Raw genomic sequence first — 25,668 nt, 5'->3', positions numbered from 1 at the left:
GGGTGTTTGAGGAGTGATCACCTGATCAAGGGAGTGGCAGAACAGGTGTCCAATACACGCTTCATCACCTTGCCCATGTCGTTCCGCGGCAGGGCCTCCAGCAGGCGCACCTCGCGGGGCCGCTTGTGGGGCGCGAGGCGGCGGGCGACATGGCCGGCCAGCTCCTCCAGGCCCGGCGGCGACTGCGGGTCGGCGGGCACGATCCAGGCGACGATCCGCTCGCCCAGGTCCGGGTCCGGCGCGCCGGTGACCGCGGCCTCGCCCACCCCCGGGTGCTCGAGCAGGGCGTTCTCGATCTCGCCCGCGCCGATCTTGTAGCCGCCGCTCTTGATCAGGTCGGTGGCCCTGCGCCCCACGATCCGCACGTACCCGTCGGGTTCGAGGACCGCCATGTCGCCGGTGCGGAACCACCCGTCCCCGGTGAAGGCGGCGGCCGTGGCGTCCGGGCGGTTCAGGTAGCCGGTGAACAGGTTCGGCCCGCGGACCTGGATCTCGCCCACGGTCTCCCCGTCGCGCACGGTCAGCGGGGCGCCGTCCTCGTCGACCAGCCGCAGCCCGACGCCCGGCAGCGGGACGCCGACGGTTCCCGCGCGGGGCTCGCCGTCCGCGCGGACGCTGGTGTTCATCAGCGTCTCCGTCATCCCGTACCGCTCGATCACCCCGCGCCCGGTGGCGGACCGGATCCGCTCGTGGTCGTGGACCGGCAGCGCGGCCGAACCGGACACCAGCAGCCTCGCGGAGGCCAGGCCCTTCACCAGGTCCGGCTCCGACGGCAGGGCCGCGGCGATCCGGTGGTACATCGTCGGCACGCCGAAGAGCATCGTCGCGCCGGCGTTCAGCTCCCGCGCCACCCGCGCGGTGTCGAAGGAGCCCAGGTGGCGCAGGCCGCCGCCGCGCCGCAGGGGGCCCAGCACCCCGAGGACCAGGCCGTGCACGTGGAAGAGCGGGAGCGCGTGCACCAGCACGTCGTCACCGGTCCACGCCCAGGCGTCGGCCAGGGCGTCCAGGGTGGCCGCGACCGCGCTGCGGGGGATCACCGCGCCCTTGGGCGGGCCGGTCGTGCCCGAGGTGTAGACGACCAGGGCGGGGGCGGACGGCCCGGCGGTGTCCTCCGGCAGGGCGGCGCGCGCCCCCGGATCGACGTCGAGCCGGGCGGGCCCGGCGAGCTGTTCCGGCAGCCGGACGCGGGGGGCCGCCAGCACCGCGTCCGGGGCGCTGTCGGCCAGTATGTGGGCCAGTTCCTTCTCGCCGGAGCGGGGATTGAGCGGGACCACGCACGCGCCCGCGGCCAGGGCTCCCACCACCGCCACGGCGGTCTCCGGCTCGGGCGTCGCCCACACCGCGACCCGGCGGCCCGCACCGGCGTCGGGGAGGCCGCGGAGCCCGGCGGCCACCGCTCCGGCCACGCCCGCCAGCTCCCCGTAGGTCAGGCGGTCGTCCCCGAAGGCCAGCGCCGGACGGGCGGCGGCGGCCGGATCGTGGAGGAGGGGGAACAACGGCAGCGGGGGACGGGACATCGGTGCTCCTTCGCGGCGGGGCGGGGCGGGGCGTGGGTGCCGGGTGGCGCCGGGGCGGTGCCCGGACGGTACCCGGGTGCTGCTCGGGTGGTGCTCGGGCTGTGCCTGGACCGGTGCTCGGGTGGCGCCTGGGCTGTGCCTGGGCTGCTGCTCGGTGGTGCTGGGGCGGTGCTCGGGGCTGTGACTGGACTGGTGCTCGGGCGGTGCCGGGAATGTGCGGGCGGGGCTTGGGCTGGTGCTTGGGCCGTGTCGAGGGTGCGCAGGGGGCGCCTGGGCCGTGTCGAGGGTGCGCAGGCGGCGCCTGGGCTTGTGCTCGCATGGTTGCTCGGGCTGTGCGGGGGTGCGGGCGGGGCTTGGGCTGGTGCTTGGGCTGTGTCGAGCTTGGGCTGGTGCTTGGGCTGTGTCGAGGGTGTGCAGGGGGCGCCTGGGCTGGTGCTCGCCTGGTGCTCGGGCGGTGCCGGGGGTGCGCAGGCGGTGTCCGGGCGGCTGATTCCTACCCGGCCGCGGCCCCCGTCACCGCCAGCCGCTGGAGCAGGCCCCAGGTGAACTCGGCGACGCAGTCCCAGCGCGCTCCGTCCGCGTCCGGGACGGTCAGCGCGAGCCCCCACCGGGTCGGGGCGCTGCCCTGCAGCGGCCGGGCGCCGGGGAACGCCCGGGCCGCCTCGTCGACCGTGCAGGACCACGGCGTCAGGTCCTCCAGGGTGCGCGGGCGGGCTCCCGGCTCGCCCGGCGCGCGGACCAGCCACTCGTTCCATACCGCCCCCGTGGGGCCCACCAGCACCTCGAACCGCAGGTCCGGCCAGAGCGGTACCGGCCACAGCCGCGCCTCGCACTCCAGGTCGCCGATCACCCGGCGGCGGACCAGCTCCGGCTCGCCCAGCACCGAGCGGTACCGGGCCGCCGCCGACCGGCCGCGCGGCGAGCGGACCATGGCCTGCCACCGCCGGTTCGCCTCCCGCATGTCGGCCGCCGACGCGCCCAGCCGCCGGCGGGCCTCCTCCACCAGCTCCGCGTTGTGGTCGGCCATGCGGCGCAGCAGCACCAGCTGGAAGTCCCGCCGGGTGAACGGCGTGCCCGGCGGGCCGGAGCGGTGCGCGGAGGTCATGCGGTCACCTGCCCGGGGAGTCCACGTCCTGCACCGGCGTCCCGCCCGCGGCCGAGCCGAGCAGCTTCAGCCCGACCCTGCCCGGACCGGCCGGTGTGGTCCCGTCGGACAGGACGGCCAGGGCCAGTGTGTTCTCACCCCGTGTGCGCAGCACCCCGTTCGGCAGCACGAAGGTGTGCTGAGGACCTGTGTCGTTGACGTACAGGCCGAGGTTCCAGCCGTTGAGGAAGATCTGCGCCCGGTAGGCCGACGACGGGTCGTCCTCCAGGACCAGCCCGATCGAGGCGTCCACCGAGGCGGGCACGTCCAGGGTGAAGGCGGTGCGGTACCAGGTGACGCCCTGCCGCGCCTCCCGGTCCTCCTCCGGCACCGGCAGCGCGGCGGGCTCCCAGCCCTCGCCGTCCACCGGCCCGGGCAGGTGCCAGCCCTTCCGCTCGCCGTACAGGCCGCCGTTGTTCATGGGCCCGCGTACCGGGTCCGGCGCGACGGCGCCCCGCACCCGCCACTCGACGGCGGGGCGCGCGCCCTCGAAGGCCACCGAGGTCAGACCGCGCGCCGCCTTGTAGGCGCCGGCCGGGCCGCTGCCCACGTCGCGGGCCATGGGCCGCACCAGCACCGCCAGCACATGGGCGCCCGGGGTGCGCAGCTCGGCGGGGACCGGGAACTCCGCGGTGACCTCGCCGTCCCCGCCCGCGCCGCCGGGGCCGCCCGTGTCGCCGGTGCCGCCCGTGTCGCCGGTGCCGCCCGTGCCGCCCGTGTCGTCGGGGCGCCGGTGGACGCCCAGCGGTTCGCCGTCCAGCCAGGCCATCACCAGGCCCTGCGGTCCCGCGCGGTAGGAGAGCCGCACGGCCGCCGCCCCGCGGGCGTCGCCGAAGCGGCCGCGGTACCAGAGGTCGCCGTAGTGGAAGCCGTAGTCGTCGGCGAAGAGCACCGGCCCTCCTGCGGGCACCGGGGTGGTGCTCGTGGAGGACTCCCGGTCCGCGGTGCGCCAGCCGCCGTCCGGGTAGCGCGGGTCGGCCTCCGGGTTCTCGGCGCGGCGGTGCCAGCCGGTCAGCGCCGGCAGTTCCACGGCCGGCGGCGGGCCCAGCCGCCTGGTCGCCACCAGGGCGTTGGCCCGGGAGACCGTGGTCCGCACCCGGACGCCGTTCCAGGTCACCGAGCCGATCCCGCCGGGCGCCCACACCTCCAGGCCGGTCAGGGACCGCACGTCGCCGGTGAGGTCCACGCTGTCCTCGTGCGGCGTCACGGTGCGCACCAGCGACGGACCGTAGACCAGGAAGTCGCCCTTGCGGGTCCTCACCGGCCACAGACGGGCCGCGTCGTTCTCGTCCGCGAAGACCAGCAGCAGCGGGCGCCGGCTGCCGCCGCCCTCCACCATCACCCGGCTCAGGCCGCCCCGGCCCAGCGGCGCGGTCACCCGCAGCAGGTTGCGGTCGAGCGCCCAGGCCGGCTCCGGGTCCAGCCGGGTGGTCACCGGGTTCCCCGGGCACTCCAGGACCACCTCGACCAGCTCCTCCCGCGGGCCGGTGAAGACCGCCACGTCCATCGAACCGACCGGCAGGAAGATCATCGGCTGGGCCGTCGAGTGGCGCATCATCCGCTCCCCGAGGCGCAGCCGCGACATCATCAGCCGGGCGTCGCGCGGGGGCACCGTCATCTCGACCGGCAGGTCGGAGCCGGCCACCCGCAGCGAGGTGGTCACCTCCACGTCCGCGTCGTTGCGCAGCACATAGGTGTGCGAGCCGGTGTCCGGATTGGTGAGGTGGTAGACCCGCACCCGGTCGTCGTCCGCGCGCACGTCCGCGGCGCGGTGCAGCTTGGCCAGGTCGGGAACGGTGCGGAGCATGTTCCCGATCTGCTGCACGGCGGCCAGCTTCGGGGTGGGGAGGCGGGCCTCGTCGTGGGCGGCGGCGAGGTCGTAGGAGGTGATGGTGGACGGGCCGCCCTGCCAGCCCCAGTTGGTGCCGCCGAAGGCGGTCCGCGTGTTGTGGACGGTGAGCCCGTTGGCGACGTCGGTCAGGCAGACGCGCCGCACGTAGGCGGCGTCGAACTCCCGCCGCACCGCCTCGTGGCCCTGCCGCCCGTGACGGCCGCCGCCCCAGGGCACCGCCTCGCCGGCGGGGAACTCGGCGAGCACCCCGGCGGTGCGCGGGCGCGACCGCTCGGTGGCGGCCGCCCCGAAGTACAGCCCGCGGTCCCGCGGGGGGACGGACGGGTCCGGGGCGGCGGAGCCGGAGGCCGGGTCCAGTTCCTTGTGGAACACCGGCACGTCGATCCCGTCCCCGCGCACCTTGGCGTACAGGTGTTCCCGGTAGGCGGCGGACGAGGCGCCGCTGACGTCGGTGAACTGGTAGAGCAGCAGCGTGCCGCGGCCCTTGGTGTACTGGTGGCGGCGGGCGATCCGGTCGACCGCGGTCAGCCAGGCGTCCACGTGCCGCAGGTAGGCCGGCTCGTCGGCCCGGGGCTCGCCCTCCACCGCGGCCAGCCAGCCGGGCAGCCCGCCCGCGTCCAGGTCCGCGCCGAGGAACGGACCGGGGCGGAGCACCACGTACAGGCTCTCCTCCGCGGCCGTGCGCAGCAGGAGGTCCAGGTCGTGCACGCCGGTGAAGTCGTGGCGGCCGGGCGCGGGGGAGTGGTGGCTCCACACCACCGGCACGGTCACCGCGTTGTGGCCCGAGGCGCGGATCTTCTGCAGCGCGTCCCGCCACAGCGAGGGGCTGGGCAGCCGGAACGGATGGAACTCCCCGGACCACAGCACCAGGCGCTGCCCGTCGACGATCAGCGAGTACCGGTCGTGGCGCACCGAGTGGGGCCGCCGGTCGGCGCGCGGCGGGGCGGGCGGGCGGCCGGTCGGCACGTTCCGCGAGGCGGAGGCGGTCGGCGGCGCCGCCGTGCTGCCGCCCTCGAGCGCCAGTCCGAGCACCGCGGTCCCGGCCAGAGCACCGAACGTACGCCTGGTGAACACCAACAGAACCTCCGCCGACTCCCGCGCCACATCGACGCGCGCGCCCCATTCTCCACAGGGGCCGCACCCGATACGCCGCGGCGGGCTCCGCGCGCCACCGTCCGCCCGTCCGGTTGTCCCGGAAATGCCGGATTCGCGGGGGCGGTCCGGCCGTGTGAGAAGCACGACCCGAGCGAAAGCCGCCCTGCACCGGGCGCCACACCGGTAACTTCGACCACCGCCCGGCCGTACTCCGACGGCCGCGACGGCCGAGGAAGGTGGAGGGGACCACGGTGCTGACGACCGGCAGGGTGCTGAGGTTCGACGAGGTGCGCGGGTACGGGTTCATCGCCCCCGACGAGGGCGGCGAGGACGTCTTCATGCACGCCAACGACCTCCTCGACGACAAGTACCTGTACGCGGAGGGCAGCGAGGTCGAGTTCCTGCTGGAGATGGGCGACAAGGGGCCGAAGGGGGCCGAGATCCGCCTCCTCAGGCCCGCCGCCCGGCCCGCGGCCCCGGCGGCCCGCCCCGGCGCGGGTTCCGACTTCCGCGCGGAGCTCACCGAGGCCCTGCTCGACGCCGTCCCCACCCTCACCGCCGCCCAGCTGAAACAGGTCCGCTCCTGCGTCCTCGACCTCACCCGCGCCCAGGGGTGGACGACGTCCTGAACCCGCCCTGCGCGCAGCGGAGTCGGGCCGTCGCGCACGGTGCGCACCTCCCCGGGCCCGCGTCAAGGCCGCACACGACCTTCACGCGGGCACCCCGGAAACGCACCGGTCGGGCACCTACTCTTCCAGCCTCATGGACTACTGCGCGCAGTGCCGGCGCCACCTCAACTCGCAGTTCAATTGCCCGGGTTGCGGAACGCCGGCCTGGGAACTCCACAAGTACGCCGAGGCCGACGACGTACGCGCCGAATCCGCCGAGCCGGCCGAGCCCGACGCCGGTGCGGCGGAGGACGTCGAGGTCGCGGTCGAGGAGTCCGGCGTGGGGGCGACCGGCGCCGGGGACACCAGGCGCGGAGGGGATGTCAGGAGCCCCGGAGGCCGCCGCGCCGGACTCCGCACCCCCCGGGCGGCGGCGCCCGCCCCCCGCGAGGCCGCGTGGCGCCGAGGCCGCGGACCGGGGCGCATGATCGCGATAGCGGCGTGCCTGCTGGGCGCGCTGGGGCTCGGGATCGCCGCCGTCGGAGGGCAGGACACCTCCGCGCCGACCGCCGCGACCGCGGACCCGCGGCCGTCGACGGTGGCGGAGTCCGCGTCGGTGGCCGCGCTGCGGGCCGAGAGCCCCGTGCCCGGCGCGGACACGGCGTCGTCGCCCCCGGACGCGTCCGCGTCGGCGTCGGTGTCCGCGGACGCCGACGCGTCGGACTCCGCCTCCGCCTCCGCCTCGGCCCCGGCCCCGGCCGAGGAGGGCCCGTCGCCCTCCTCGGCGTCGCAGGAGGCCCCGGTGCGGGCCTCGGGCCCGGCGGAGCCGCCGAGAACCTCGGCCCCGCCCACCACCTCCGCGCCGCCCGCCCCCACCCCCACGCCGTCCCCGACGTGCGAGCGGGTGCTGTGGTGGTGCGCCTGACGGGACGGGCGCGGGCGGGAGCGGGGGAGCGGGGGCGGGGCGGCGTCGGTGGGCGTCAGACCTTGACGACCGCCTTGCCGACGTTGTCGCCGCGCAGCAGCATGCCGAGGAAGGCGTCCACGCCGTTCTCGATGCCCTCGGTGACCGTCTCGCGGTACTTGAGGTCGCCGGAGCGGATCCAGGCGCCCGCCTCCTCGGTGAAGGCCGGGCGCAGGTCCTCGTGGTCGCCGACCAGGAAGCCCTCGATGCGGCCGCGGGTCTGGATCAGCCGGGCCAGGTTCCGCGGCCCCGGCACCGGCTCGGTGGCGTTGTAGACGGCGATCATGCCGCAGACCGCGATCCGGCCGCCGACGTTGAGGGAGCCGAGCGCCGCCTCCAAGTGGTCGGCGCCCACGTTGTCGAAGTAGACGTCGACGCCGTCCGGCGCGGCCTCGCGGAGCTGCTTGCTCACCGGGCCGTCCTTGTAGTTGAACGCCGCGTCGAAGCCGTACTCCTCGGTGAGCAGCCGGACCTTCTCCGCGGAGCCGGCCGAGCCGATCACCCGGGAGGCGCCCTTCAGCTTCGCCATCTGCCCCACCTGGGAGCCGACCGCGCCGGCCGCGCCGGAGACGAAGACGCTGTCGCCCTCCTTGAAGGAGGCCACGCGGAACAGGCCCGCGTACGCGGTCAGGCCGGGCATGCCCAGCACGCCCAGGTAGGCGGAGAGCGGCACCGCGTCCGGGTCCACCTTGACGGCGTGGCGGGCGTCCAGCGCGGCGTAGTCGCGCCAGCCGAGCATGTGCACCACGTGGTCGCCGACCGCGAAGTCGTCGGAGTTCGAGGCGACGACCTCGCCCACGGCGTGGCCCTGCATCGGCTTGTCCAGCTCGAACGGGGCGACGTAGGACTTGGCGTCCGACATCCTGCCCCGCATGTACGGGTCCACCGAGAAGTAGACGTTGCGGACGAGGATCCGGCCGTCCTCCAGTTCGGGCAGCTCGCTCTCGACCAGGGCGAAGTCGTCCGGCTTCGGTTCGCCGACCGGACGGCTCTTCAGGTGCCAGGCGCGGCTCTGTGCGGGGAGATCAGTTGAGTGGGACATGAGTCCCATGGTGCCTGCTCGGCCGCCGGGACGCACCGCTAGGGTTCGCGTCATGCGTGATCTCGCGGTGGGTTTCGGTTACTTGTTCAAGGGGCAGCGCTGGGTCGCCCGGCACGGCCGGAGTTACGGCCTCGGCCTCGTCCCGGGGCTGATCACCCTGGTGCTCTACGTCGGGCTGCTCGTCGCCCTCTTCACCTGGGGCTCCGACCTGGTCACCTGGGCGACGCCGTTCGCCGACGACTGGTCGGACACCTGGGCGGGCCTGGTGCGGGGCGCCTTCACCGTGCTGCTCTACGCGGGGTCGCTGCTCGCGGCGGTGCTCACCTTCACCGCGATGACCCTGCTGATAGGCCAGCCGTTCTACGAGGCGCTGTCCGAGCGGGTCGACCGCGACGTCTCGCCCGACGGCACGGCCGCGGTCTCCGACCTGCCGCTGCTGCGGGAGCTGTGGATCTCCGGACGGGACAGCCTGCGGGTGGTCGTCCGGGCGGCGCTGTGGGGCCTGCTGCTGTTCGTCCTCGGGTTCGTGCCGGTGGTGGGGCAGACCGTGGTGCCGGTCGTCGGTTTCTTCGTCACCGGGTTCTTCCTCACGGAGGAACTGACCGCGGTGGCGATGCAGCGGCGGGGCGTCGTGCTGCGCGACCGGCTGGAGCTGCTGCGGTCGCGGAAGACGCTGGTGTGGGGGTTCGGGACGCCGCTGGCGGTCACCTTCCTCGTCCCGTTCCTGGCGGTGCTGCTGATGCCGGGGGTCGTCGCCGGCGCCACGCTCCTCGCCCGCGACCTCCTCGGCGAGGACACCGTCGACGGCCGGAGCGCCGGGACCACGGGGGACGACGCCCGGGGAGCGGGCGACGCCGCGCCCCCGTCGCTGACGAAGCCGTGACGCGGACCGCGTGAGCGCGGGCGCGGGCGGAGGCGCGGGCGCGGGCGGAGGCGCGGGCGGGGGCGGAGGCGCGGGCGGGGGCGGCACGGGCGGGGGCGGCGCGCTCGTGCCGCCCCCGCGGCGTCACCGCGTGCCGAAGCCGTAGACCGTGCGGGAGCGGAACGTGGTGCCGGGGCGGAGCACGGTGGAGGGGAAGTCGGGACGGTTGGGCGCGTCGGGGTAGTGCTGGGTCTCCAGGGCCACGCCGTCGCCGGGGGAGAAGGGGCCCTCGAGGAAGTCGCCGGTGTAGACCTGGATGCCCGGCTCCGTGGTCGAGACGGTCAGGACCCGCCCCGTGGACTCCTCCCACATCTCGCCCACCGGGGCGGCCTCCGCGGTGACCCCCTTGTCGAGGACGAGGTTGTGGTCGTAGCCCTCGCCGGTGGGCCGCCCCTCCGACCCCCGGAAGTCGAACCGCGTCCCCGCGACCTCCGCCGGGGCGCCGACCGGGATGTTCGCGCCGTCCACCGGCGTGTACCGGGAGGCGGCCAGCCGCAGCCGGTGCGTCCGGGCCGTGCCCGAGCCGGCGCCCGCCAGGTTCCAGTAGGTGTGGTTGGTCAGGTTCACCACCGTCGGCGCGTCCGTGACCGCCTCGTAGGTCAGCGACAGCGCGCCGTCCTCCTCCAGCGCGTACACCGCGGAGACCTCCAGCCGGCCCGGGAAGCCCGCCTCACCGGCGGGGCTCACCCGGGACAGCCGCAGCGCGTGGTCGCCGTCCGGCTCGGCCTGCCAGACCTGCTTGTCGAAGGCGTCGTCACCGCCGTGCAGGCAGTTCGCCCCGTCGTTGGCCGGCAGCGCGTGGTCGACGCCGTCCAGGGTGAACCGGGCGCCCGCGATCCGGTTGGCGTACCGGCCGATCAGCGCCCCGTAGAACGGACCGGTGAACTTGCGGTACCCGTCTAGCCCGTCGAAGCCGAGCGCGATGCCGGCCGTACGGCCGTCGCGGTCCGGCGTCTCCACCGACTGCAGGATCCCGCCGTACGTCAGGACCCGCACCCGCACCCCGGCCCGCGCCAGGGTCCACCGGTGCACCTGGGCGCCGTCGGGAAGGGCGCCGAAGAGTTCGCTGCTCATGATCGCCACCCTAGGCCGTGACGGCCCGGTAGGCGATGTCGGCCAGCCTCGCCTGGCCGTCCACGCTGGGGTGGAACAGGTCCCACCGGCTGAGCTGCCGGGCGCCGAACCGGTAGGCGTACACCGCACCTCCGTCCGTCCGGCACCGCTCGTCCCGCGCGCAGACCTCGGCCAGCGCCTCGTTGTACTCCTCCACCCGGTCCCTGACCTTCCCCCGGCGCTCGTCCGCCTTGCGGTCCATCGCCTCCGCCTCCCCCAGCATCGTCGGGCAGATGCCCAGCTTCCACACCTCGCGGCCCATCGGCGTCTCCTGTCCCACCTCCCACAACCTCTTGAGGTCCGGGATCGACGCCACGTACACCTGGGACTTCGGCGACCGCTCGCGCAGCGTCCGCAGCGCGGACGCGAACTGGTCGCGGAAGGTCTCCACCGGCGTCATCGACCGCACCGACCCGCGGCAGGCGTCGTTGGCCCCCACCAGCACCGTCACCAGCCCGGGCCGCCGCTCCGCGGCCTGCCGCATCTGGGCCCCGAGGTCGGACATCCGCGCGCCGGTCTCCGCGAAGTTCCAGCTGTGCGAGGCCGCCCTCGCGCGGCCCAGCAGCCGGGACGCGAGGCTCCGTACCTCCGGGGAGTCGCCCGTGGACCAGGACACGCCCGGGCAGTCCGAGAGGACCTGGCAGGAGTCGAACCCGGTGGTGATCGAGTCGCCGACCGCCGCCACCGAGTCGGGCGCGCGGTCCCAGGAGGACGGCGGCGGAGAGGCCTTCGGGTGCGGCGGCGGCGCACCCTCCTGGCCGCCGCAGCCGGCCGACGCCAGCAGCGCGGCGACGGCGGCGACGGCCCCGGCGGCGCGTGCCGGCCGCGCTCCGCGACGCATCGTCATACCCGTCCTCCTCCCTCCACGGCCCCGGCCCCGGCCCACGGTTCCGCCCGGCCGTTTCCGTCATGGTCACGGCGAACCGGGGCACCGGTGCGACGTGACCCTCACCATGAGAACGCGCGGGAGTTCCCGCCGGCGACCCGATGTGACCTTGCCGACCCGTACAAGCGTCCCACCGGGTGAATGGCGGCGTTTCGCCACCGTGGGACGGACGGTACGTCACCCTCCGCGCCCGTCGGCACGGTAGCCTCGCACCGTGACTCCTCCGACACGCCGTCAGGTGTGGACCGGGGAACTCAGGAGTCCCGTCCGTCCGTTCTGTCCGTGGCAAGCGCGCCGCTCTGAGGAGGTCTCGGTGACGACACGTGGGGTTCTGTACGTGCACTCCGCTCCCCGCGCGCTGTGCCCGCACGTCGAGTGGGCGGTCGCCGGAGTGCTCGGCGCCCGCGTGAACCTGGACTGGATCCGGCAGCCCGCCGCGCCCGGCACCTGGCGCTCGGAGCTGTCCTGGCAGGGCAAGGCCGGTACGGCGTCCAAGCTGGCCTCCGCGCTGCGCGGCTGGCAGATGCTGCGGTTCGAGGTGACCTCCGAGCCGTGCCCAGGCGCGGAGGGCGAGCGCTACAGCTGCACGCCGGGCCTCGGCATCTTCCACGCCGTCACCGGCATCCACGGCGACATCATGATCCCCGAGGACCGGCTGCGCGCCGCCCTGACCCGCTCCCGCAACGGCGAGACGGAGCTCGAGGCGGAGCTGGCGAAGCTGCTGGGCAAGCCGTGGGACGACGAGCTGGAGTCCTTCCGGTACGCCGGCGAGGGCGCCCCCGTCCGCTGGCTCCACCAGGTCGTCTGACCCGCGCCCGAAGCGCCCTCCTCCGGGAGCACCGCACGACACGACGAGAGGGCCCCCGCCGGAGCGGGGGCCCTCTCGCGTGCCGGTGCGGCGACCTGGGGTGCGGCGACCCTCGGGCGCGTGACCTCAGATCGTCCGGAAGGCCAGGACGACGTTGTGGCCGCCGAAGCCGAAGGAGTCGTTGAGAGCGGCGATCCGGCCGTCGACCGGCAGCTTGCGCGCCTCGTCGCGGACCACGTCGGCGAGCCCGGCCGCCGCCGGGTCCAGCTCCTCGATGTTGATGGTGGGCGGCGCCACCCGGTTGTACAGCGCCAGCACCGTGGCGACCGACTCGACACCGCCGGCGCCGCCGAGCAGGTGACCGGTCATCGACTTGGTGCCGGAGACCGCGATGTGGTCGGCGTCGTCGCCGAACACCGCGCGCAGGCCCTTGAGCTCGGCGATGTCGCCCGCCGGCGTAGAGGTGGCGTGCGCGTTGACGTGGACCAGCTCCGCCGGGTCCAGGTCGGTGGAGGCCAGCAGGTTGCGCAGCGCGGCCTGGATGCCGCGGCCCTCGGGCTCCGGCTGCACGATGTCGTGGCTGTCGGCGGAGATGCCCTGGCCGACCGCCTCCGCGTAGACGCGGGCGCCGCGCGCGGCGGCGTGCTCGGCGGACTCCAGGACCAGGACACCGGCGCCCTCGCCCATCACGAAGCCGTCGCGGTCCGTGTCGTAGGGACGCGAGGCGCCCTCGGGGTCGTCGTTGTTCTTCGACATCGCCATCATGTTGGCGAACGCCGCGATCGGCAGCGGGTGGATCGCCGCCTCCGTGCCGCCCGCGACGACCACGTCGGCACGGCCGCTGCGGATCATCTCGATGGCGTAGCCGATGGCCTCCGCGCCGGAGGCGCAGGCGGAGACCGGGGTGTGGACGCCCGCCCGGGCGTTCACGGCCAGGCCCACGTTGGCCGAGGGGCTGTTGGGCATCAGCATGGGCACGGTGTGCGGGGAGACGCGGCGGACGCCCTTCTCCTTCAGCACGTCGTACTGGCCCAGCAGGGTGGTGACACCGCCGATGCCGGAGGCGATGACGGCGCCCAGACGCTCGGGCGCGACGCCCGCCTCCTCCTCACCGGCCTTGCCGGCGAAACCGGCGTCCGCCCAGGCCTCCTGAGCGGCGACCAGCGCGAACTGCGCGGACCGGTCCAGGCGGCGGGCCTGGGGCCGGGGGATGACCTCGGTCGGCTCGACCGCGATCTGCGCGGCGATGCGGACGGACTGCTCGGCGGCCCAGTCCTGGGTGAGGGGGCCGACACCGGAACGTCCGGCGATCAGGCCTTCCCAGGTCGAGGCCGCGTCGCCACCCAGCGGTGTGGTTGCGCCGATACCGGTGACGACCACGGTGCGATTGGTCGGGCTCACGGGAACTCTTCTCCAACGAGGTACGAGGAACAGCGGCGCCACCGCACTGCCTCCGCAGCGGGTGCCTGCGCCCTGACGGCGAGGCACCCCCCGCGGAGACGCTGCCAGGTGGCGAGCGTCAGGCGCTGAGCCCGGCTCAGCCCTGGTGCTTGAGGATGTAGTCGGCGGCGTCGCCCACCGTCTTGAGCGTCTTGACGTCCTCGTCCGGGATCTTCACGTCGAAGCGCTCCTCGGCGGCGACGACGACCTCGACCATGGACAGGGAGTCGACGTCCAGGTCGTCGGTGAAGGACTTGTCCAGCTTGACGTCCTCGGTGGGGATGCCGGCGATCTCGTTCACGATCTCGGCGAGACCGGCGACGATCTCTTCCTGCGTGGCGGCCATGTCGGGCGCTCCTTCGTCGATGTATTTCTGAGGGTGTGGCGATCTACGTCCACATGTCCGGGCCGGACCGGTCGTCCGGCACGGAACGCCTAGGGGAGGGTGACGACCGTCGCGGCGTAGGCCAGTCCGGCGCCGAAGCCGATGACCAGGGCCGTGTCACCGCTCTTCGCCTCGCCGGTCTCCATCAGCCGGTCCATCGCCAGCGGGATGGAGGCGGCCGAGGTGTTGCCGGTGGTCCGCACGTCGCGGGCGACCGTGACCGTCTCGGGCAGCTTGAGCGTCTTGAAGAGCGAGTCGATGATGCGCTCGTTGGCCTGGTGCGGGATGAACACGTCCAGCTCGTCCGGGGCGATGCCGGCCGCGTCCAGCGCCTGCTGGGCGACCTTCGCCATCTCGAACACGGCCCAGCGGAAGACCGTCTGGCCCTCCTGGGTGAGGGCGGGGAACTTCACCCGGCCGGCCTCGTCCAGCGGCAGCTCGGCCAGGTCGCCCACGCGGTACCGGTTCCAGGACACCGTCTGCTTGATGACGCCGGACTTGTCGCCCTCGGAGCCCCAGACCGTGGGGCCGATGCCGGGCTCGTCGGACGGGCCGACCACCACGGCGCCCGCGCCGTCGCCGAAGAGGAAGGCCGTCGCCCGGTCCTCCAGGTCCGTCAGGTCGGACAGGCGCTCCACGCCGATCACGACCACGTACTCGGCGGACCCCTCGACCACCATGCCCTTGGCCAGCGTCAGCGCGTAGCCGAAGCCGGCGCAGCCCGCCGAGATGTCGAAGGCGGCGGCCTTGTCCGTGCCCAGCTTCGCCGCGATCTCGGTGGCGACGGCCGGGGTCTGCTCGAAGTGCGACACCGTCGAGACCACCACGGCGCCGACCTGCTCGGCGGCGATCCCGGCGGCGGCCAGCGCCTTGCCGGCCGCCTCGACCGACATCGCCGAGACGGTCTCCTCGTCGTTCGCCCAGTGACGGGTCCGGATGCCGGAACGCGACCGGATCCACTCGTCGGAGGAGTCGATCTTCTCGAGGATCACCTCGTTGGGCACCACCCGCGCGGGACGGTAGCCGCCCACGCCCAGGATCCGCGCGTACGGGGAGCCCTTGCTGGGCTTGATCTTCGACATGTTCGGTCGGCTCCTTCTGGGGCGTCAGGCGTGGTCGGCGATGAGCGCGCGGGCCGCGTCGAGGTCGTCGGGGGTCTTCAGGGCGAGCGTCTTGACGCCCGGCAGGGCGCGCTTGGCGATGCCCGTGAGGGTGCCGCCGGGGCACACCTCGATCAGCGCCGTCACACCGAGCTCCTGGAACGTCTCCAGGCACAGGTCCCAGCGGACCGGGTTGGCCACCTGGCCGACCAGACGCCGCAGCACCTCGGCCCCGGAGGTGACCCGGGCGCCGTCCTTGTTGGAGACGTAGGCGACCCGCGGGTCCGCCGGGTCGAGGGCCCCGGCGGCCTCGGCCAGCTTGTCGACCGCGGGGGCCATGTGGTGCGTGTGGAACGCGCCCGCGACCTTGAGCGGCACCACGCGGCGCACGCCCTCGGGCTTCTCCGCGACCAGCGCCTCGATCTGCTCGGCCGTGCCGGCGGCGACGATCTGGCCGGCGCCGTTCCGGTTGGCCGGGGTCAGCCCGAGCTTCTCCAGGTGGGGGACCGTCACGTCGGGGTCGCCGCCCAGCAGGGCGGCCATGCCCGTGGCGGTGACGGCGGCGGCCTCGGCCATCGCCAGGCCGCGGGTGCGCACCAGCGACAGGGCGGCGGAGTCCTCCAGCACGCCCGCGAGGGCGGCGGCGGTGATCTCGCCGACGCTGTGGCCGGCCACCGCGCCGGGCGTGACGTCGCCCAGCGCGGACGCGGACAGCAGACCGGCCGCGACCAGCAGCGGCTGCGCCACCGCGGTGTCACGGATGGCGTCCGCGTCGGCCTCGGTCCCGAAGTGGGCGAGGTCGAGCCCGATCGCGTCCGACCACGCGGCGAGGCGGTCGGCGGCGCCGGGGAGTTCGAGCCAAGGAGTCAGGAAGCCGGGCGTCTGGGCGCCCTGGCCGGGAGCGACGAGTACGAGCACTCTCACACTCTCTCTTGGAGACGGCGACGGCCGCCCGTGGGGACAGGGACGAAGAACGGGAGGGCTAATTGTAGGACCCGGACAAAGGGTCAGCCGGGCTGATCACCGTCCTGGAGGCGGCCGAGGACCAGCGCCACCCGCAGGGCGAACGCGGACCGGACGTCGGAGGGTGACCACCCGGTGACGTCGGTCACACGTCGGAGCCGGTAGCGCACGGTGTTGGGGTGGACGAAGAGCATCCGCGCCGCGCCCTCCAGACTGCTCGCCTGCTCCAGGTAGACGCTGAGCGTCTCCAGCAGCGCGGAACCGGCCTCCTCCAGCGGTCTGTAGATCTCCTCCACCAGTTGCTCGCGCGCCATCGGATCACCCGCGATCGCGCGTTCCGGCAGCAGATCGTCCGCCAGCACCGGGCGCGGGGCGTCCGGCCAGGCCGAGCAGGCCTTGAGCCCGGCGGTGGCCGCCTGCGCGGAGCGGGTCGCGGCCAGCAGGTCCGGCACGACCGGGCCGGCCACCACGGGGCCCGCCGCGAACGGCCCGATCAGCGACTTCGCCACGTGCAGCGGGTTGTCGCTGCCGCCCGCGATCACCACCAGGCGGTGCCCCAGCACGCCGGTCAGCACCTGCAGCTTGGTGTGGCGGGCGGCACGGCGGATCGCCTCCACCGTCAGTTCGCTGTCGCCCTCCGGCGCCGTGCCCAGCACCACGCAGACGTGCTCGGGGGAGTTCCAGCCCAGCGCCGCGGCCCGGCTGACCGCGCCCTCGTCGGCCTCGCCGGAGAGCACCGCGTTCACCACCAGCGACTCCAGCCGGGCGTCCCAGGCGCCGCGGGCCTCGGCGGCCTGCGCGTACACCTGGGCGGTGGCGAAGGCGATCTCCCGGGCGTAGACCAGCAGGGCCTCGCGCAGCACCGACTCGTCGCCGGGGGCGGCGACCTCGTCGATCGCGGACTCCATCACCTCGATGGTGGTGCGCACCATCTCCACCGTCTGCCGCAGGGTGATCGCGCGGGTCAGTTCGCGGGGGGCCGTGCCGAAGACGTCCGTGGAGATCGCCTGGGTGGGGGTCTCCGGGCGGCGGAACCACTCGGTGAACGCGGCGATGCCCGCCTGCGCGACCAGGCCGATCCACGACCGGTTCTCCGGGGGCATCGCCCGGTACCAGGGCAGCGTCTCGTCCATCCGCGCGATCGCCTGGGCGGCGAGGCTGCCGGAGGACCGCTCCAGCCGTTTCAGCGTGGCGGAGTGGGTGTGGGCGGCGGACGGACGGTGTTCGGAAGGATCTGGTGCGGGCACGCCCACAAGGGTGCCCCATGCCGGACGGGTCGCGTCGCGCCGGGTCGGACGCGGTCCGTGTGCGGACCGTCACACCCGGCCCGGGGCGGGGTCCGGGGAGCCGGGAGGGCGGCGCGGGTAGCGTGACCGCCGTGACCATCGACGTACGGCGCGCGGACGACCGGTACCCGGGCGGGGAGCCGGGGGCGGGGATCACCACCCGCCACGCCTTCTCCTTCGGCCCGCACTACGACCCGGACAACCTCGGCTTCGGGCCGCTGATCGCCGTCAACGAGGAACGGCTCGAACCGGGGGCCGGCTTCGACGAGCATCCGCACCGCCACGTGGAGATCGTGACCTGGGTGCTGGAGGGCGAGCTCACGCACCGGGACTCCGGGGGACGGGAGCGGCGGGTGCGGCCCGGGGACCTGCAGCACCTCGGCGCGGGGAGCGGGGTGCGGCACGTGGAGCGCAACGACGGCTCCGTGCCGTGCCGGTTCCTGCAGATGTGGCTGGCCCCGCGGGAGGGCGTGCCCGGCGAGCCGGCGTACCGGCTGGTGCGGGAACTCCGGGCGGGGGCGTACGAACTGCCCGAGGCGCGGGCGGTGTTGCACATCCACCGCCTGGCGGCGGGCGACAACGTGGCGCTGCCCGCGGCGGGTTCCCTCTACGTCCACCTCGCGTCGGGCGGACTCCGCGTCGACGGCGAGCCGTTGACCGCCGGTGACGCGGCCCGGATCACCGGGGAGGGCGCCCTCACGGCGGAGGCCGCCGCCCCGTCGGAGTTCCTGGTGTGGGAGTTCGCCGCCCCGGACCCGGCGGTGGGGTCCGGCACGGCCGGGTGACCGTCAGCCGCGGAGTTCGGCGAGGACGGCGTCGGTGAACGGGGGCCAGGCGTCGATCGCCCACTGGCCGAAGGGGCGGTCCGTCAGCGCGACGCAGGCGAGGCGGGCCTCGGGGTCGACCCACAGGAAGGTGCCGGACTGGCCGAAGTGGCCGAGGGTGGACGGCGACGACCCGGAGCCCGTCCAGTGCGGGGACTTCCCGTCGCGGATCTCGAAGCCGAGCCCCCAGTCGTTGGGGTTCTGGTGGCCGTACCCCGGCAGGACCCCCTTGGTGGAGGGGAACTGCACGGTCATCGCCTCGAGGACCGTGCGCGGGTCCAGCAGCCGCGGGGCCTGGACCTCCGCGGCGAAGCGCAGCAGGTCCGTCACGGAGGAGACGCCGTCCTTCGCGGGGGAGCCCTCCAGCGTGGTGGCGGTCATGCCGAGCGGTTCCAGGACCGCCTGGCGGGCGTACTCGGCGAAGGACATCCCGGTCGCCTTCTCCACGTGGCGGCCCAGCTCCTCGAAGCCCGCGTTGGAGTAGATCCGGCGCTCGCCGGGCGCGGCCGTCACCTTGGGCTCGTCGAAGGCGAGACCCGAGGTGTGGGCGAGGAGGTGGCGGACGGTGGCACCCTCCGGGCCGGCCGGCTCGTCCAGCTCGACCGCGCCCTCCTCGTACGCCACCAGCACCGCGTACGCCGCGAGCGGCTTGGTGACCGAGGCCAGCGGGAACCGGTGGTCCACCGGCCCGTGGACACCGGCCACCGCGCCGTCCGCCCGCACGACGCCCGCCGCGGCGGTGGGGACGGGCCAGGTCTCGATCATCGACAGGCTGTTCATGCCGCAGAGCCTAGGCGGAACGGAGGACCGGCCGCATCGAGGGGTCCCGGCCCGCGGATGAAGACCGTGCGCGGCACGACAGTGCCGGGGCGGTCCGCCCGTGCGCCGCTCCCCTCCGGCCGCGCACGGGCGGACCGTCACGCTCCGCATGTCCTGCGGAGGGCCTGACCCGCTGTGACCTTGGGCTGCCCAGGAGGGTGTGCGCCCAACCCCGTCTCACCCGAACCGGTGAAGCATCCGTACATATGTCCGGTTGCGTGGAGGCCCGCCGTGCCGAGGCCGGCCCGGCGGACCGCCCGGTGCCCGTCCGGTCGGAGGTCGGACCGCCCGGTGCTCGGTCCGGTCAGAGTTCGGCGAGGAGGTCGGCCTTCTTGGCGGCGAACTCCTCGTCGGTGACCAGTCCGGCCCGGTGGAGCTCTCCGAGGTGCCGGATCCGCTCGGCGATGTCCGCGGGGTCCCGCCGGGTGACGCCGACCGCCACCGGCGTCATCCGTTCCGCGACGCCGGTGCCCGCCGTGGGGCCCGAGGCCCGCACCGAGGCCAGCACGGCCGCGGCGAACGGCAGCGACTCGTGGACCGGCCCGTAACCGAGGCCGAACACCACCGCCGAGGGGTCCTGGTCCACCGGCACGTGCGCCTCGCGGTCGCGGGCGCCGTGCCGGACCAGCCTCAGGTGCCCCTCCAGCGCCTCCGGCGAGCGCCACTCGACGCCGGCCAGCTCGCTCACCGGCACGTGCTGGTCGCCGGTCTTCCACTTCGCGGACGAGGCCCCCGTCCACGACCAGCGGAAAGACACCGTCGAGCCGTCGAAGGACGCCTTGGCGTCGTAGGCCTTGAACTGCCGCGGCGCCTCGGGCGGGGCGACCAGGTAGGCGGAGACCGGCCCCGGGTCGCGCGGGACGAGGGCCCGCAACTCGTCCGCGTAGTACTCGGCGAGGGTCTCCCGGTCGCCGGGCAGCACCAGCCGGTACGGGTCGTTGGCCTCCGGCAGCTGCCCGTCGGCGGCGTCCATCAGCGGGTCGGCGCCGGGCCGCAGCCTGGCGCGCAGCACGACGGTGCCGCGCCGGCCGCGGGTCAGCTCGACCCCGGCGAGGGCGGCTGTCGGCACCCGGCGCTCGCCGAGCGCCTGGAACAGTCTCGGTGTGCGTATCCCCCGTTCGTAGCGGATGAGCACGGAGTCGGACTCGAACTCCCAGGCGGCATGAAATCCGGCCAGTACGTCACCCATGCGGGTCATCGTATGCGCGCCTCCCCCTCGGCGTCCCGTGTCCGGCAGGCATTGAGTTCTTGCGGCGCGACCGGCCTCGAACAGGTGAGACTTCGGTGGCGAGGGTTCCGCACGGGTCTTCTTCGCGTGCGCACCGCACGGCGGCCGAAGACCCCGCGCCGATCGGAGCGAAATCTCTCAGACTTTCCTTGCCCGGCGCGAAGTATCCGGTGTGCCCCCGTGCCCCCTCCGCGGACACCGCCCGCGGACGCCGCCCGCGGACGCCGCGTCGGGGCCGGCCGCCGGTGGGGCGGGTCCGCGTGATCGTCACCGGGGGGAAAGCCCAGGAGCGAGGCCCCCTCGGCGGAAAGCGCCAACTCGTATGCGTGCCGCGCCGATTGCGGGCAATCCGAACAGTGAACCCGAACAGCGCCCCTACAAGGCAGAGGGTGCAAGGGAGTTGATATGGCCGGCTTCGGACAAAGTGCGCGCAGGAACCCCCGCTCGCGTGGCGCGAATCCGTCACGGACCGGGCCGGACAGCGCGACGCTCGCGATCGTCGGAGTCGTGTGCGCGGTGGCCGGACTCTTCGTCGCCGGGATCATCCTCGGCCCGGTGGCGATGGTGTGCGGCTGGCTCGCCATGGGACGCACCTGGAAGGGCGCGAGTGCCGGATGGCCGGCGCTGGTCGCCGTCGTCCTGGGTGCGATCGACACCGTTCTGGCGCTGATCTTCCTCGCCGGGGCGGGAACAGGCACCGGTCTCCTCTGACCGGCCCTGCGACAAGGGCGCCGGAGCGACTCCTCTCCGCTCCGGCGCCCTTCGCCGTGCCCGGGCCCGACCGCCCACCACCGGGACGCGAGCGCGTGCCGGGCCGGACCGCCCCCACGTGACGCGAGCGCGGGTCCGGGCTCGACCGTCTGCCGCCCGGACGGGCACCCGCCCGGCACCGAGCGCCGCCGGGCGTGAGGAGCACGCGTGTCCCGGCCGGATCACCGGCCGCGTCGACGCCGGCGCGTGTCCTGGCCGGACCGTCCGCGGCGTGGCACGCACGCGCCCGGGGACCACCGGTCGGCGCGCGTGAGGGTCACCCGTCGTCCGCGTCGACCGGTGCGCGGCGGGACTCCGAGAGGGCGGCGACCTCGGCGCGCAGGGCGCGTACCTCCGCCGTGAGGGCGCTGATCGCCTCGGTCCGGCGCCGTTCCTCCGCGTCGTCCTTGTCGAACTGGGCGATGAACCAGGCCGCGATGTTGGCCGTCACCACACCGAGCAGGGCGATGCCGGAAAGCATCAGCCCGACCGCGAGCAGCCGGCCCAGCCCCGTGGTGGGCGCGAGGTCGCCGTAGCCGACGGTCGTCATGGTGGTGAACGCCCACCAGACCGCGTCGCCCAGCGTCCTGATGTTGCCGTCCGGGGCGTTCCGTTCCACCGACAGGACCGCCAGCGAGCCGAACACCAGCAGCCCCACCACGGACCCGGCGACGTACGTGGTCAGCCGGACCTGGGAGCTCAGCCGGGCCCGCTGCCCGACCAGGATCAGCGTGGAGACCAGCCGCAGCAGCCGCAACGGGCTCAGCAGCGGCAGCAGGACCGCGAGCAGGTCCAGCAGGTGGGTGCGGAAGAACGCCCACCGGTCCTCCGACAGCCACAGCCGCGTCGTGTAGTCCACCGCGAACGCGCCCCAGACCAGCCACTCCGCCCACCGGCAGGCGGTCACCACCGTCCGGCTCGCGTCCGGATCCACGATCGGCACCGCGTAGGCGACCGCGAACACCACCGCCAGCACCAGCAGCGGCCGCTGGGTGCGCCGCTCCCACGCCTCCAGCGGGGCGGGCCGCGCCGCCGTCTCGTCCTCGACCATCCCGGAATCGTAGGAAGGCCCCCGCCGTCCCGGGGACGGCGGGGGCCCGACGGCGGGCGCGGGCGGCGTCAGGCGTCGCCGCCCATCGTGCCGGGATCGGCCGCGGTCACGTCCAGGATCCGGTAGCGGTCGATGGCCTGCTTGAGCACCCCGCGGTCCACCTGCCCCGCCTTGGCCAGCTCGGACAGCACCGCCACCACCACCGACTGGGCGTCGATGTGGAAGAACCGCCGCGCCGCGCCGCGGGTGTCGGCGAAGCCGAAGCCGTCGGCGCCCAACGAGGTGTACGGGCCCGGCACCCAGCGCGCGATCTGGTCCGGCACCGACCGCATCCAGTCCGAGACGGCCACGAACGGACCCTCGGCGCCCGACAGCTTCCGCGTCACCCACGGCACCCGCGGTTCCTCCTCCGGGTGCAGCAGGTTGTGCTCCTCCGCCTCGACCGCCTCGCGCCGCAGCTCGTTCCAGGACGTCGCCGACCAGACGTCCGCCCGCACGTCCCAGTCCTCGGCGAGGATCCGCTGCGCCTCCAGGGCCCACGGCAGGCCCACGCCCGAGGCGAGGATCTGCGCCGGGACCGACCCCTCGGTGCCGGGCGCGTACCGGTGGATCCCCTTGACGATGCCCTCGACGTCCACGTCCTCCGGCTCGGCCGGCTGGACGATCGGCTCGTTGTAGACGGTCAGGTAGTAGAAGACGTCCTCGCCGTGCGGGTGCTCCGGCGAGGAGCCGTACATCCGGCGCAGTCCGTCCCGCACGATGTGCGCGATCTCGAACCCGAACGCCGGGTCGTAGGCCACGCAGGCCGGGTTGGTGGAGGCCAGCAGCTGGGAGTGGCCGTCCGCGTGCTGCAGACCCTCGCCGGTCAGCGTGGTGCGGCCGGCGGTCGCGCCCAGGACGAAACCGCGGGCCATCTGGTCGGCCATCTGCCAGAACTGGTCGCCGGTGCGCTGGAAACCGAACATCGAGTAGAAGACGTACACCGGGATCAGCGGCTCGCCGTGCGTCGCGTGCGACGACCCGGCGGCGATCAGCGAGGCCGTGCAGCCGGCCTCGGAGATGCCGTCGTGCAGCATCTGCCCGGTCGGCGACTCCTTGTAGGCGAGCAGCAGCTCCCGGTCGACGGACTCGTACTGCTGGCCCATCGGGTTGTAGATCTTGGCGCTCGGGAAGAACGAGTCCATGCCGAAGGTGCGGTACTCGTCCGGCGCGATCAGCACGAACCGCCGGCCGATCTCCTTGTCCCGCATCAGGTCCTTGAGCAGCCGCACGAACGCCATCGTGGTGGCCACCGTCTGCTTCCCGGACCCCTTGCGCACCGCCGCGTACGCGGCGTCGCCCGGCAGCGTCAGCGGCTTCGACCGCAGCACCCGGGTCGGCACGTAGCCGTCCAGCGCGCGGCGCCGGTCGTGCATGTACTGGATCTCCTCCGAGTCCCGGCCCGGGTGGTAGTACGGGGCCTCGTAGGGGTTCTCCAGCTCCTTGTCGGAGATCGGCAGGTGCAGCCGGTCCCGGAAGCGCTTGAGGTCGTCGACGGTCAGCTTCTTCATCTGGTGCGTGGCGTTGCGGCCCTCGAAGTTCGGGCCCAGCGTCCAGCCCTTGATCGTCTTGGCCAGGATGACCGTCGGCTGGCCCTTGTGCTCCAGCGCCGCCGTGTACGCCGCGAAGATCTTCCGGTGGTCGTGGCCGCCGCGGCCGAGGTGGAGGATCTGGTCGTCGGTCATGCTCTCGACCATGGCGCGCAGCCGGTGGTCGTCGCCGAAGAAGTGGTCGCGGATGTAGGCGCCGGACTCGGTGGCGTACGTCTGGAACTGGCCGTCCGGCGTCCGGTTCATCCGGTCCACGAGGACGCCGTCCCGGTCCCGCGCCAGCAGCGGGTCCCAGGAACGGTCCCAGATCAGCTTGATCACGTTCCAGCCGGCGCCCCGGAAGACCGACTCCAGCTCCTGGATGATCTTGCCGTTGCCGCGCACCGGCCCGTCCAGGCGCTGCAGGTTGCAGTTGACCACGAAGGTCAGGTTGTCGAGGCCCTCACGGGCGGCCAGGCTGAGCTGGCCCAGCGACTCCGGCTCGTCCATCTCGCCGTCGCCGAGGAACGCCCACACGTGCGAGCGCGAGGTGTCGGCGATGCCGCGGGCCTGCAGGTAGCGGTTCATCCGCGCCTGGTAGATCGCGCCCAGCGGGCCCAGGCCCATGGAGACCGTCGGGAACTCCCAGAAGTCCGGCATCGAGCGCGGGTGCGGGTACGAGGACAGGCAGTCGGGGGCCTTCGACTTCTCCTGGCGGAAGCCGTTGAGCCGTGCCTCGGAGAGCCGGTCCAGCAGGAAGGCGCGGGCGTAGATGCCGGGGGAGGCGTGCCCCTGGAAGAAGATCTGGTCCCCGCCGTCGCCGGCGTCCTTGCCGCGGAAGAAGTGGTTGAAGCCCACGTCGTACAGCGAGGCGGAGGAGGCGAAGGTGGCGATGTGGCCGCCCACGCCGACGCCCGGGCGCTGCGCGCGGGAGACCATGACCGCGGCGTTCCACCGGGTGGCGTTGAGGATCCTGCGCTCGATCTCCTCGTTGCCGGGGAAGAACGGCTCGTCCTTGGTGGCGATGGTGTTGACGTAGTCCGTGCTGCGCATCTCGGGCACGGCCACGCGCTTCTCGCGGGCCCGCTCGATCAGTCGCAGCATCAGGTAGCGCGCCCGGTCACGGCCGCGTTCGTCGATCGCGGCGTCGAGGGAGTCCAGCCACTCCTTCGTCTCCTCGGGGTCGAAGTCGGGGACCTGGCTGGGCAGGCCGCCGATGATGATCGGGGCGCGATCTGGTCCGGGTCCGGAAGCCACGGCGTTCCTTCGCTCTCGCAGGGGTCCAGTCGTCGGGATGTGGACGGGTTTCCCCCATGGTGTACCCGCTGATCGCGAACCTCACCTCGCGCGCCTCCGGGCGGGCGGCGGACGAACACCGGCCCCCGTGGCGCGCGCGTCGCGGAAACCGAATACGCTCACACCAGACAGGTTTCGCAAAACAATTCGTACGTCGCACGCATGGTGTCCGCCGAAAGCGGCAAAGAGGACAGAATAGTGTGGCCTGCGTCACCCGGAGCCGGGATCGGTGCCCGGAACTTGCACCGGCGCCGCCGGGAACGTCACCGTTTCGGCGGTCTCGACGGCCGGGTACTTGCGCGATCCGTCCCGCCCGTGTGGACTACGGCCAATGCTTCGCGCACGCGCGTGGCTCGAACCCTTCCCCCGGCAGCGTCAGGCGAGCCGGAGGAGACACAATCGCAACATGATCAGGAGGCAACCCGTGAGCGCGACCGCGGACCACGCGGAGGAGCGGACGAACCCTGCCGCCAGGCTGGGGTTCCAGCCCGAGCAGGTGGTCCAGGAGATCGGCTACGACGACGACGTCGATCAGGAGCTCCGCGAGGCCATCGAGGAAGTCATCGGCGGCGAGCTGGTCGACGAGGAATACGACGACGTGGCCGATGCCGTGGTGCTGTGGTTCCGCGACGACGACGGCGACCTGACCGACGTGCTGGTGGACGCCACCACGTACATCGAGGAAGGCGGCTCGATCCTGCTCCTCACGCCCAAGACGGGCCGTGACGGATACGTGGAGCCGAGCGACATCGCCGAAGCCGCGACCACCGCGGGGCTCTCCGCGACCAAGAGCGTCAGCGTGGGCAAGGACTGGAGCGGAAGCCGCCTGCTGACGCCGAAGGGCGCCAAGACCAAGCGGTGACGCCGCTCCCGCCGGAGCACGACCCCGACCGCGGGGGGACGCCGGGCCGCACGGCCCGGCGTCCCCCCGCGGTGCTTTGCCCCTCTCCACGGTCACCGTGCACGGTTCGCGGTGCACGGTCTCCCCGTGGTTTTCGCAGGCCGCG

The 25,668-nt window shown here is 74.0% G+C and carries 22 protein-coding genes; 7 read left to right on the top strand and 15 right to left on the bottom strand.

Annotated elements, in window-relative coordinates:
• Positions 1-17 precede the first annotated feature (17 nt).
• From ABZ836_RS04255 to ABZ836_RS04245, 3 genes are all read right to left on the bottom strand, one after another.
• Positions 18-1,517 (bottom strand): acyl-CoA synthetase, encoded by a 1,500-nt coding sequence (locus ABZ836_RS04255; protein WP_356131301.1) that lies wholly within the window; start codon positions 1,515-1,517, stop codon positions 18-20.
• A 493-nt stretch (positions 1,518-2,010) separates the two neighbouring features.
• The gene (locus ABZ836_RS04250; RefSeq protein WP_356131299.1) at positions 2,011-2,622 is read right to left on the bottom strand and encodes a hypothetical protein; all 612 of its coding nucleotides are present in this window, start codon (positions 2,620-2,622) and stop codon (positions 2,011-2,013) included.
• A gap of 4 nt (positions 2,623-2,626) precedes the next feature.
• On the bottom strand, positions 2,627-5,590 hold the full coding sequence (locus tag ABZ836_RS04245) for a beta-galactosidase (RefSeq protein ID WP_361139075.1): 2,964 nt from the start codon (positions 5,588-5,590) through the stop codon (positions 2,627-2,629).
• A 269-nt stretch (positions 5,591-5,859) separates the two neighbouring features.
• Between ABZ836_RS04245 and ABZ836_RS04240 the strand changes: the two genes are divergently transcribed.
• Positions 5,860-6,237 carry a cold shock domain-containing protein gene (locus ABZ836_RS04240; protein ID WP_356131591.1) on the top strand — a complete coding sequence of 126 codons (378 nt, stop codon included), beginning with the start codon at positions 5,860-5,862 and terminating at the stop codon, positions 6,235-6,237.
• Positions 6,238-6,370: 133 nt separating this feature from the next.
• Positions 6,371-7,141: a hypothetical protein gene (locus tag ABZ836_RS04235; RefSeq protein ID WP_361139071.1), complete on the top strand. Its 771-nt coding sequence runs from the start codon at positions 6,371-6,373 to the stop codon at positions 7,139-7,141.
• A gap of 55 nt (positions 7,142-7,196) precedes the next feature.
• Here ABZ836_RS04235 and ABZ836_RS04230 read toward each other — a convergent pair whose 3' ends face one another.
• Positions 7,197-8,222 (bottom strand): NADP-dependent oxidoreductase, encoded by a 1,026-nt coding sequence (locus tag ABZ836_RS04230; protein WP_361139068.1) that lies wholly within the window; start codon positions 8,220-8,222, stop codon positions 7,197-7,199.
• Between the two features lie 52 nt (positions 8,223-8,274).
• On the opposite strand from ABZ836_RS04230, the gene ABZ836_RS04225 reads away from it, so the two are divergent.
• On the top strand, positions 8,275-9,105 hold the full coding sequence (locus tag ABZ836_RS04225) for an EI24 domain-containing protein (protein WP_361139066.1): 831 nt from the start codon (positions 8,275-8,277) through the stop codon (positions 9,103-9,105).
• Between the two features lie 123 nt (positions 9,106-9,228).
• Here the strand turns inward: ABZ836_RS04225 and ABZ836_RS04220 are convergent, their stop codons facing one another.
• Complete coding sequence (locus ABZ836_RS04220; protein ID WP_361139063.1) at positions 9,229-10,218, bottom strand: aldose epimerase family protein; 990 nt, start codon at positions 10,216-10,218, stop codon at positions 9,229-9,231.
• Between the two features lie 10 nt (positions 10,219-10,228).
• Entirely contained in the window at positions 10,229-11,098 is an 870-nt protein-coding gene (locus ABZ836_RS04215; protein ID WP_356131588.1) for an SGNH/GDSL hydrolase family protein, read from the bottom strand.
• Between the two features lie 358 nt (positions 11,099-11,456).
• Between ABZ836_RS04215 and ABZ836_RS04210 the strand changes: the two genes are divergently transcribed.
• Positions 11,457-11,951, top strand: coding sequence for a DUF3145 domain-containing protein (locus ABZ836_RS04210; protein ID WP_356131288.1), 495 nt, complete (start codon positions 11,457-11,459; stop codon positions 11,949-11,951).
• Between the two features lie 126 nt (positions 11,952-12,077).
• On the opposite strand, the gene ABZ836_RS04205 is transcribed toward ABZ836_RS04210, so the two are convergent.
• From ABZ836_RS04205 to ABZ836_RS04185, 5 genes are all read right to left on the bottom strand, one after another.
• Entirely contained in the window at positions 12,078-13,352 is a 1,275-nt protein-coding gene (locus ABZ836_RS04205; protein WP_356131286.1) for a beta-ketoacyl-[acyl-carrier-protein] synthase family protein, read from the bottom strand.
• Positions 13,353-13,488: 136 nt separating this feature from the next.
• The gene (locus tag ABZ836_RS04200) at positions 13,489-13,737 is read right to left on the bottom strand and encodes an acyl carrier protein (RefSeq protein WP_356131284.1); all 249 of its coding nucleotides are present in this window, start codon (positions 13,735-13,737) and stop codon (positions 13,489-13,491) included.
• An 89-nt stretch (positions 13,738-13,826) separates the two neighbouring features.
• Complete coding sequence (locus ABZ836_RS04195) at positions 13,827-14,858, bottom strand: ketoacyl-ACP synthase III (protein WP_356131282.1); 1,032 nt, start codon at positions 14,856-14,858, stop codon at positions 13,827-13,829.
• A gap of 24 nt (positions 14,859-14,882) precedes the next feature.
• Positions 14,883-15,794, bottom strand: coding sequence for an ACP S-malonyltransferase (locus ABZ836_RS04190; protein ID WP_356131280.1), 912 nt, complete (start codon positions 15,792-15,794; stop codon positions 14,883-14,885).
• Between the two features lie 89 nt (positions 15,795-15,883).
• A complete protein-coding gene (locus ABZ836_RS04185; RefSeq protein ID WP_356131278.1) occupies positions 15,884-17,086 on the bottom strand; it encodes a helix-turn-helix domain-containing protein in 1,203 nt (400 codons plus the stop codon).
• Between the two features lie 137 nt (positions 17,087-17,223).
• On the opposite strand from ABZ836_RS04185, the gene ABZ836_RS04180 reads away from it, so the two are divergent.
• Positions 17,224-17,910: a pirin family protein gene (locus tag ABZ836_RS04180; protein ID WP_356131585.1), complete on the top strand. Its 687-nt coding sequence runs from the start codon at positions 17,224-17,226 to the stop codon at positions 17,908-17,910.
• 3 nt (positions 17,911-17,913) lie between these two features.
• Here ABZ836_RS04180 and ABZ836_RS04175 read toward each other — a convergent pair whose 3' ends face one another.
• Complete coding sequence (locus ABZ836_RS04175; RefSeq protein WP_356131276.1) at positions 17,914-18,729, bottom strand: serine hydrolase domain-containing protein; 816 nt, start codon at positions 18,727-18,729, stop codon at positions 17,914-17,916.
• 343 nt (positions 18,730-19,072) lie between these two features.
• Positions 19,073-19,966, bottom strand: coding sequence for a DUF4429 domain-containing protein (locus tag ABZ836_RS04170; RefSeq protein ID WP_356131275.1), 894 nt, complete (start codon positions 19,964-19,966; stop codon positions 19,073-19,075).
• 435 nt (positions 19,967-20,401) lie between these two features.
• Between ABZ836_RS04170 and ABZ836_RS04165 the strand changes: the two genes are divergently transcribed.
• The gene (locus ABZ836_RS04165; protein ID WP_356131274.1) at positions 20,402-20,707 is read left to right on the top strand and encodes a small hydrophobic protein; all 306 of its coding nucleotides are present in this window, start codon (positions 20,402-20,404) and stop codon (positions 20,705-20,707) included.
• Between the two features lie 316 nt (positions 20,708-21,023).
• On the opposite strand, the gene ABZ836_RS04160 is transcribed toward ABZ836_RS04165, so the two are convergent.
• Positions 21,024-21,797 (bottom strand): potassium channel family protein, encoded by a 774-nt coding sequence (locus ABZ836_RS04160; RefSeq protein ID WP_356131272.1) that lies wholly within the window; start codon positions 21,795-21,797, stop codon positions 21,024-21,026.
• Between the two features lie 68 nt (positions 21,798-21,865).
• Entirely contained in the window at positions 21,866-24,622 is a 2,757-nt protein-coding gene (gene aceE, locus ABZ836_RS04155; protein WP_356131270.1) for a pyruvate dehydrogenase (acetyl-transferring), homodimeric type, read from the bottom strand.
• A 463-nt stretch (positions 24,623-25,085) separates the two neighbouring features.
• On the opposite strand from aceE, the gene ABZ836_RS04150 reads away from it, so the two are divergent.
• Positions 25,086-25,523, top strand: a complete 438-nt coding sequence (locus tag ABZ836_RS04150) for a DUF3052 domain-containing protein (protein ID WP_356131268.1) — start codon at positions 25,086-25,088, stop codon at positions 25,521-25,523.
• The last annotated feature ends 145 nt before the right edge of the window (positions 25,524-25,668 follow it).

Origin of the sequence: Streptomyces sp. NPDC047130 (assembly GCF_040643475.1) — a bacterium.
Lineage (GTDB): Bacteria > Actinomycetota > Actinomycetes > Streptomycetales > Streptomycetaceae > Streptomyces.
The sequence above is the reverse complement of the archived record's forward strand: the minus strand, read 5'-3'. Positions and strand labels throughout refer to the sequence as shown.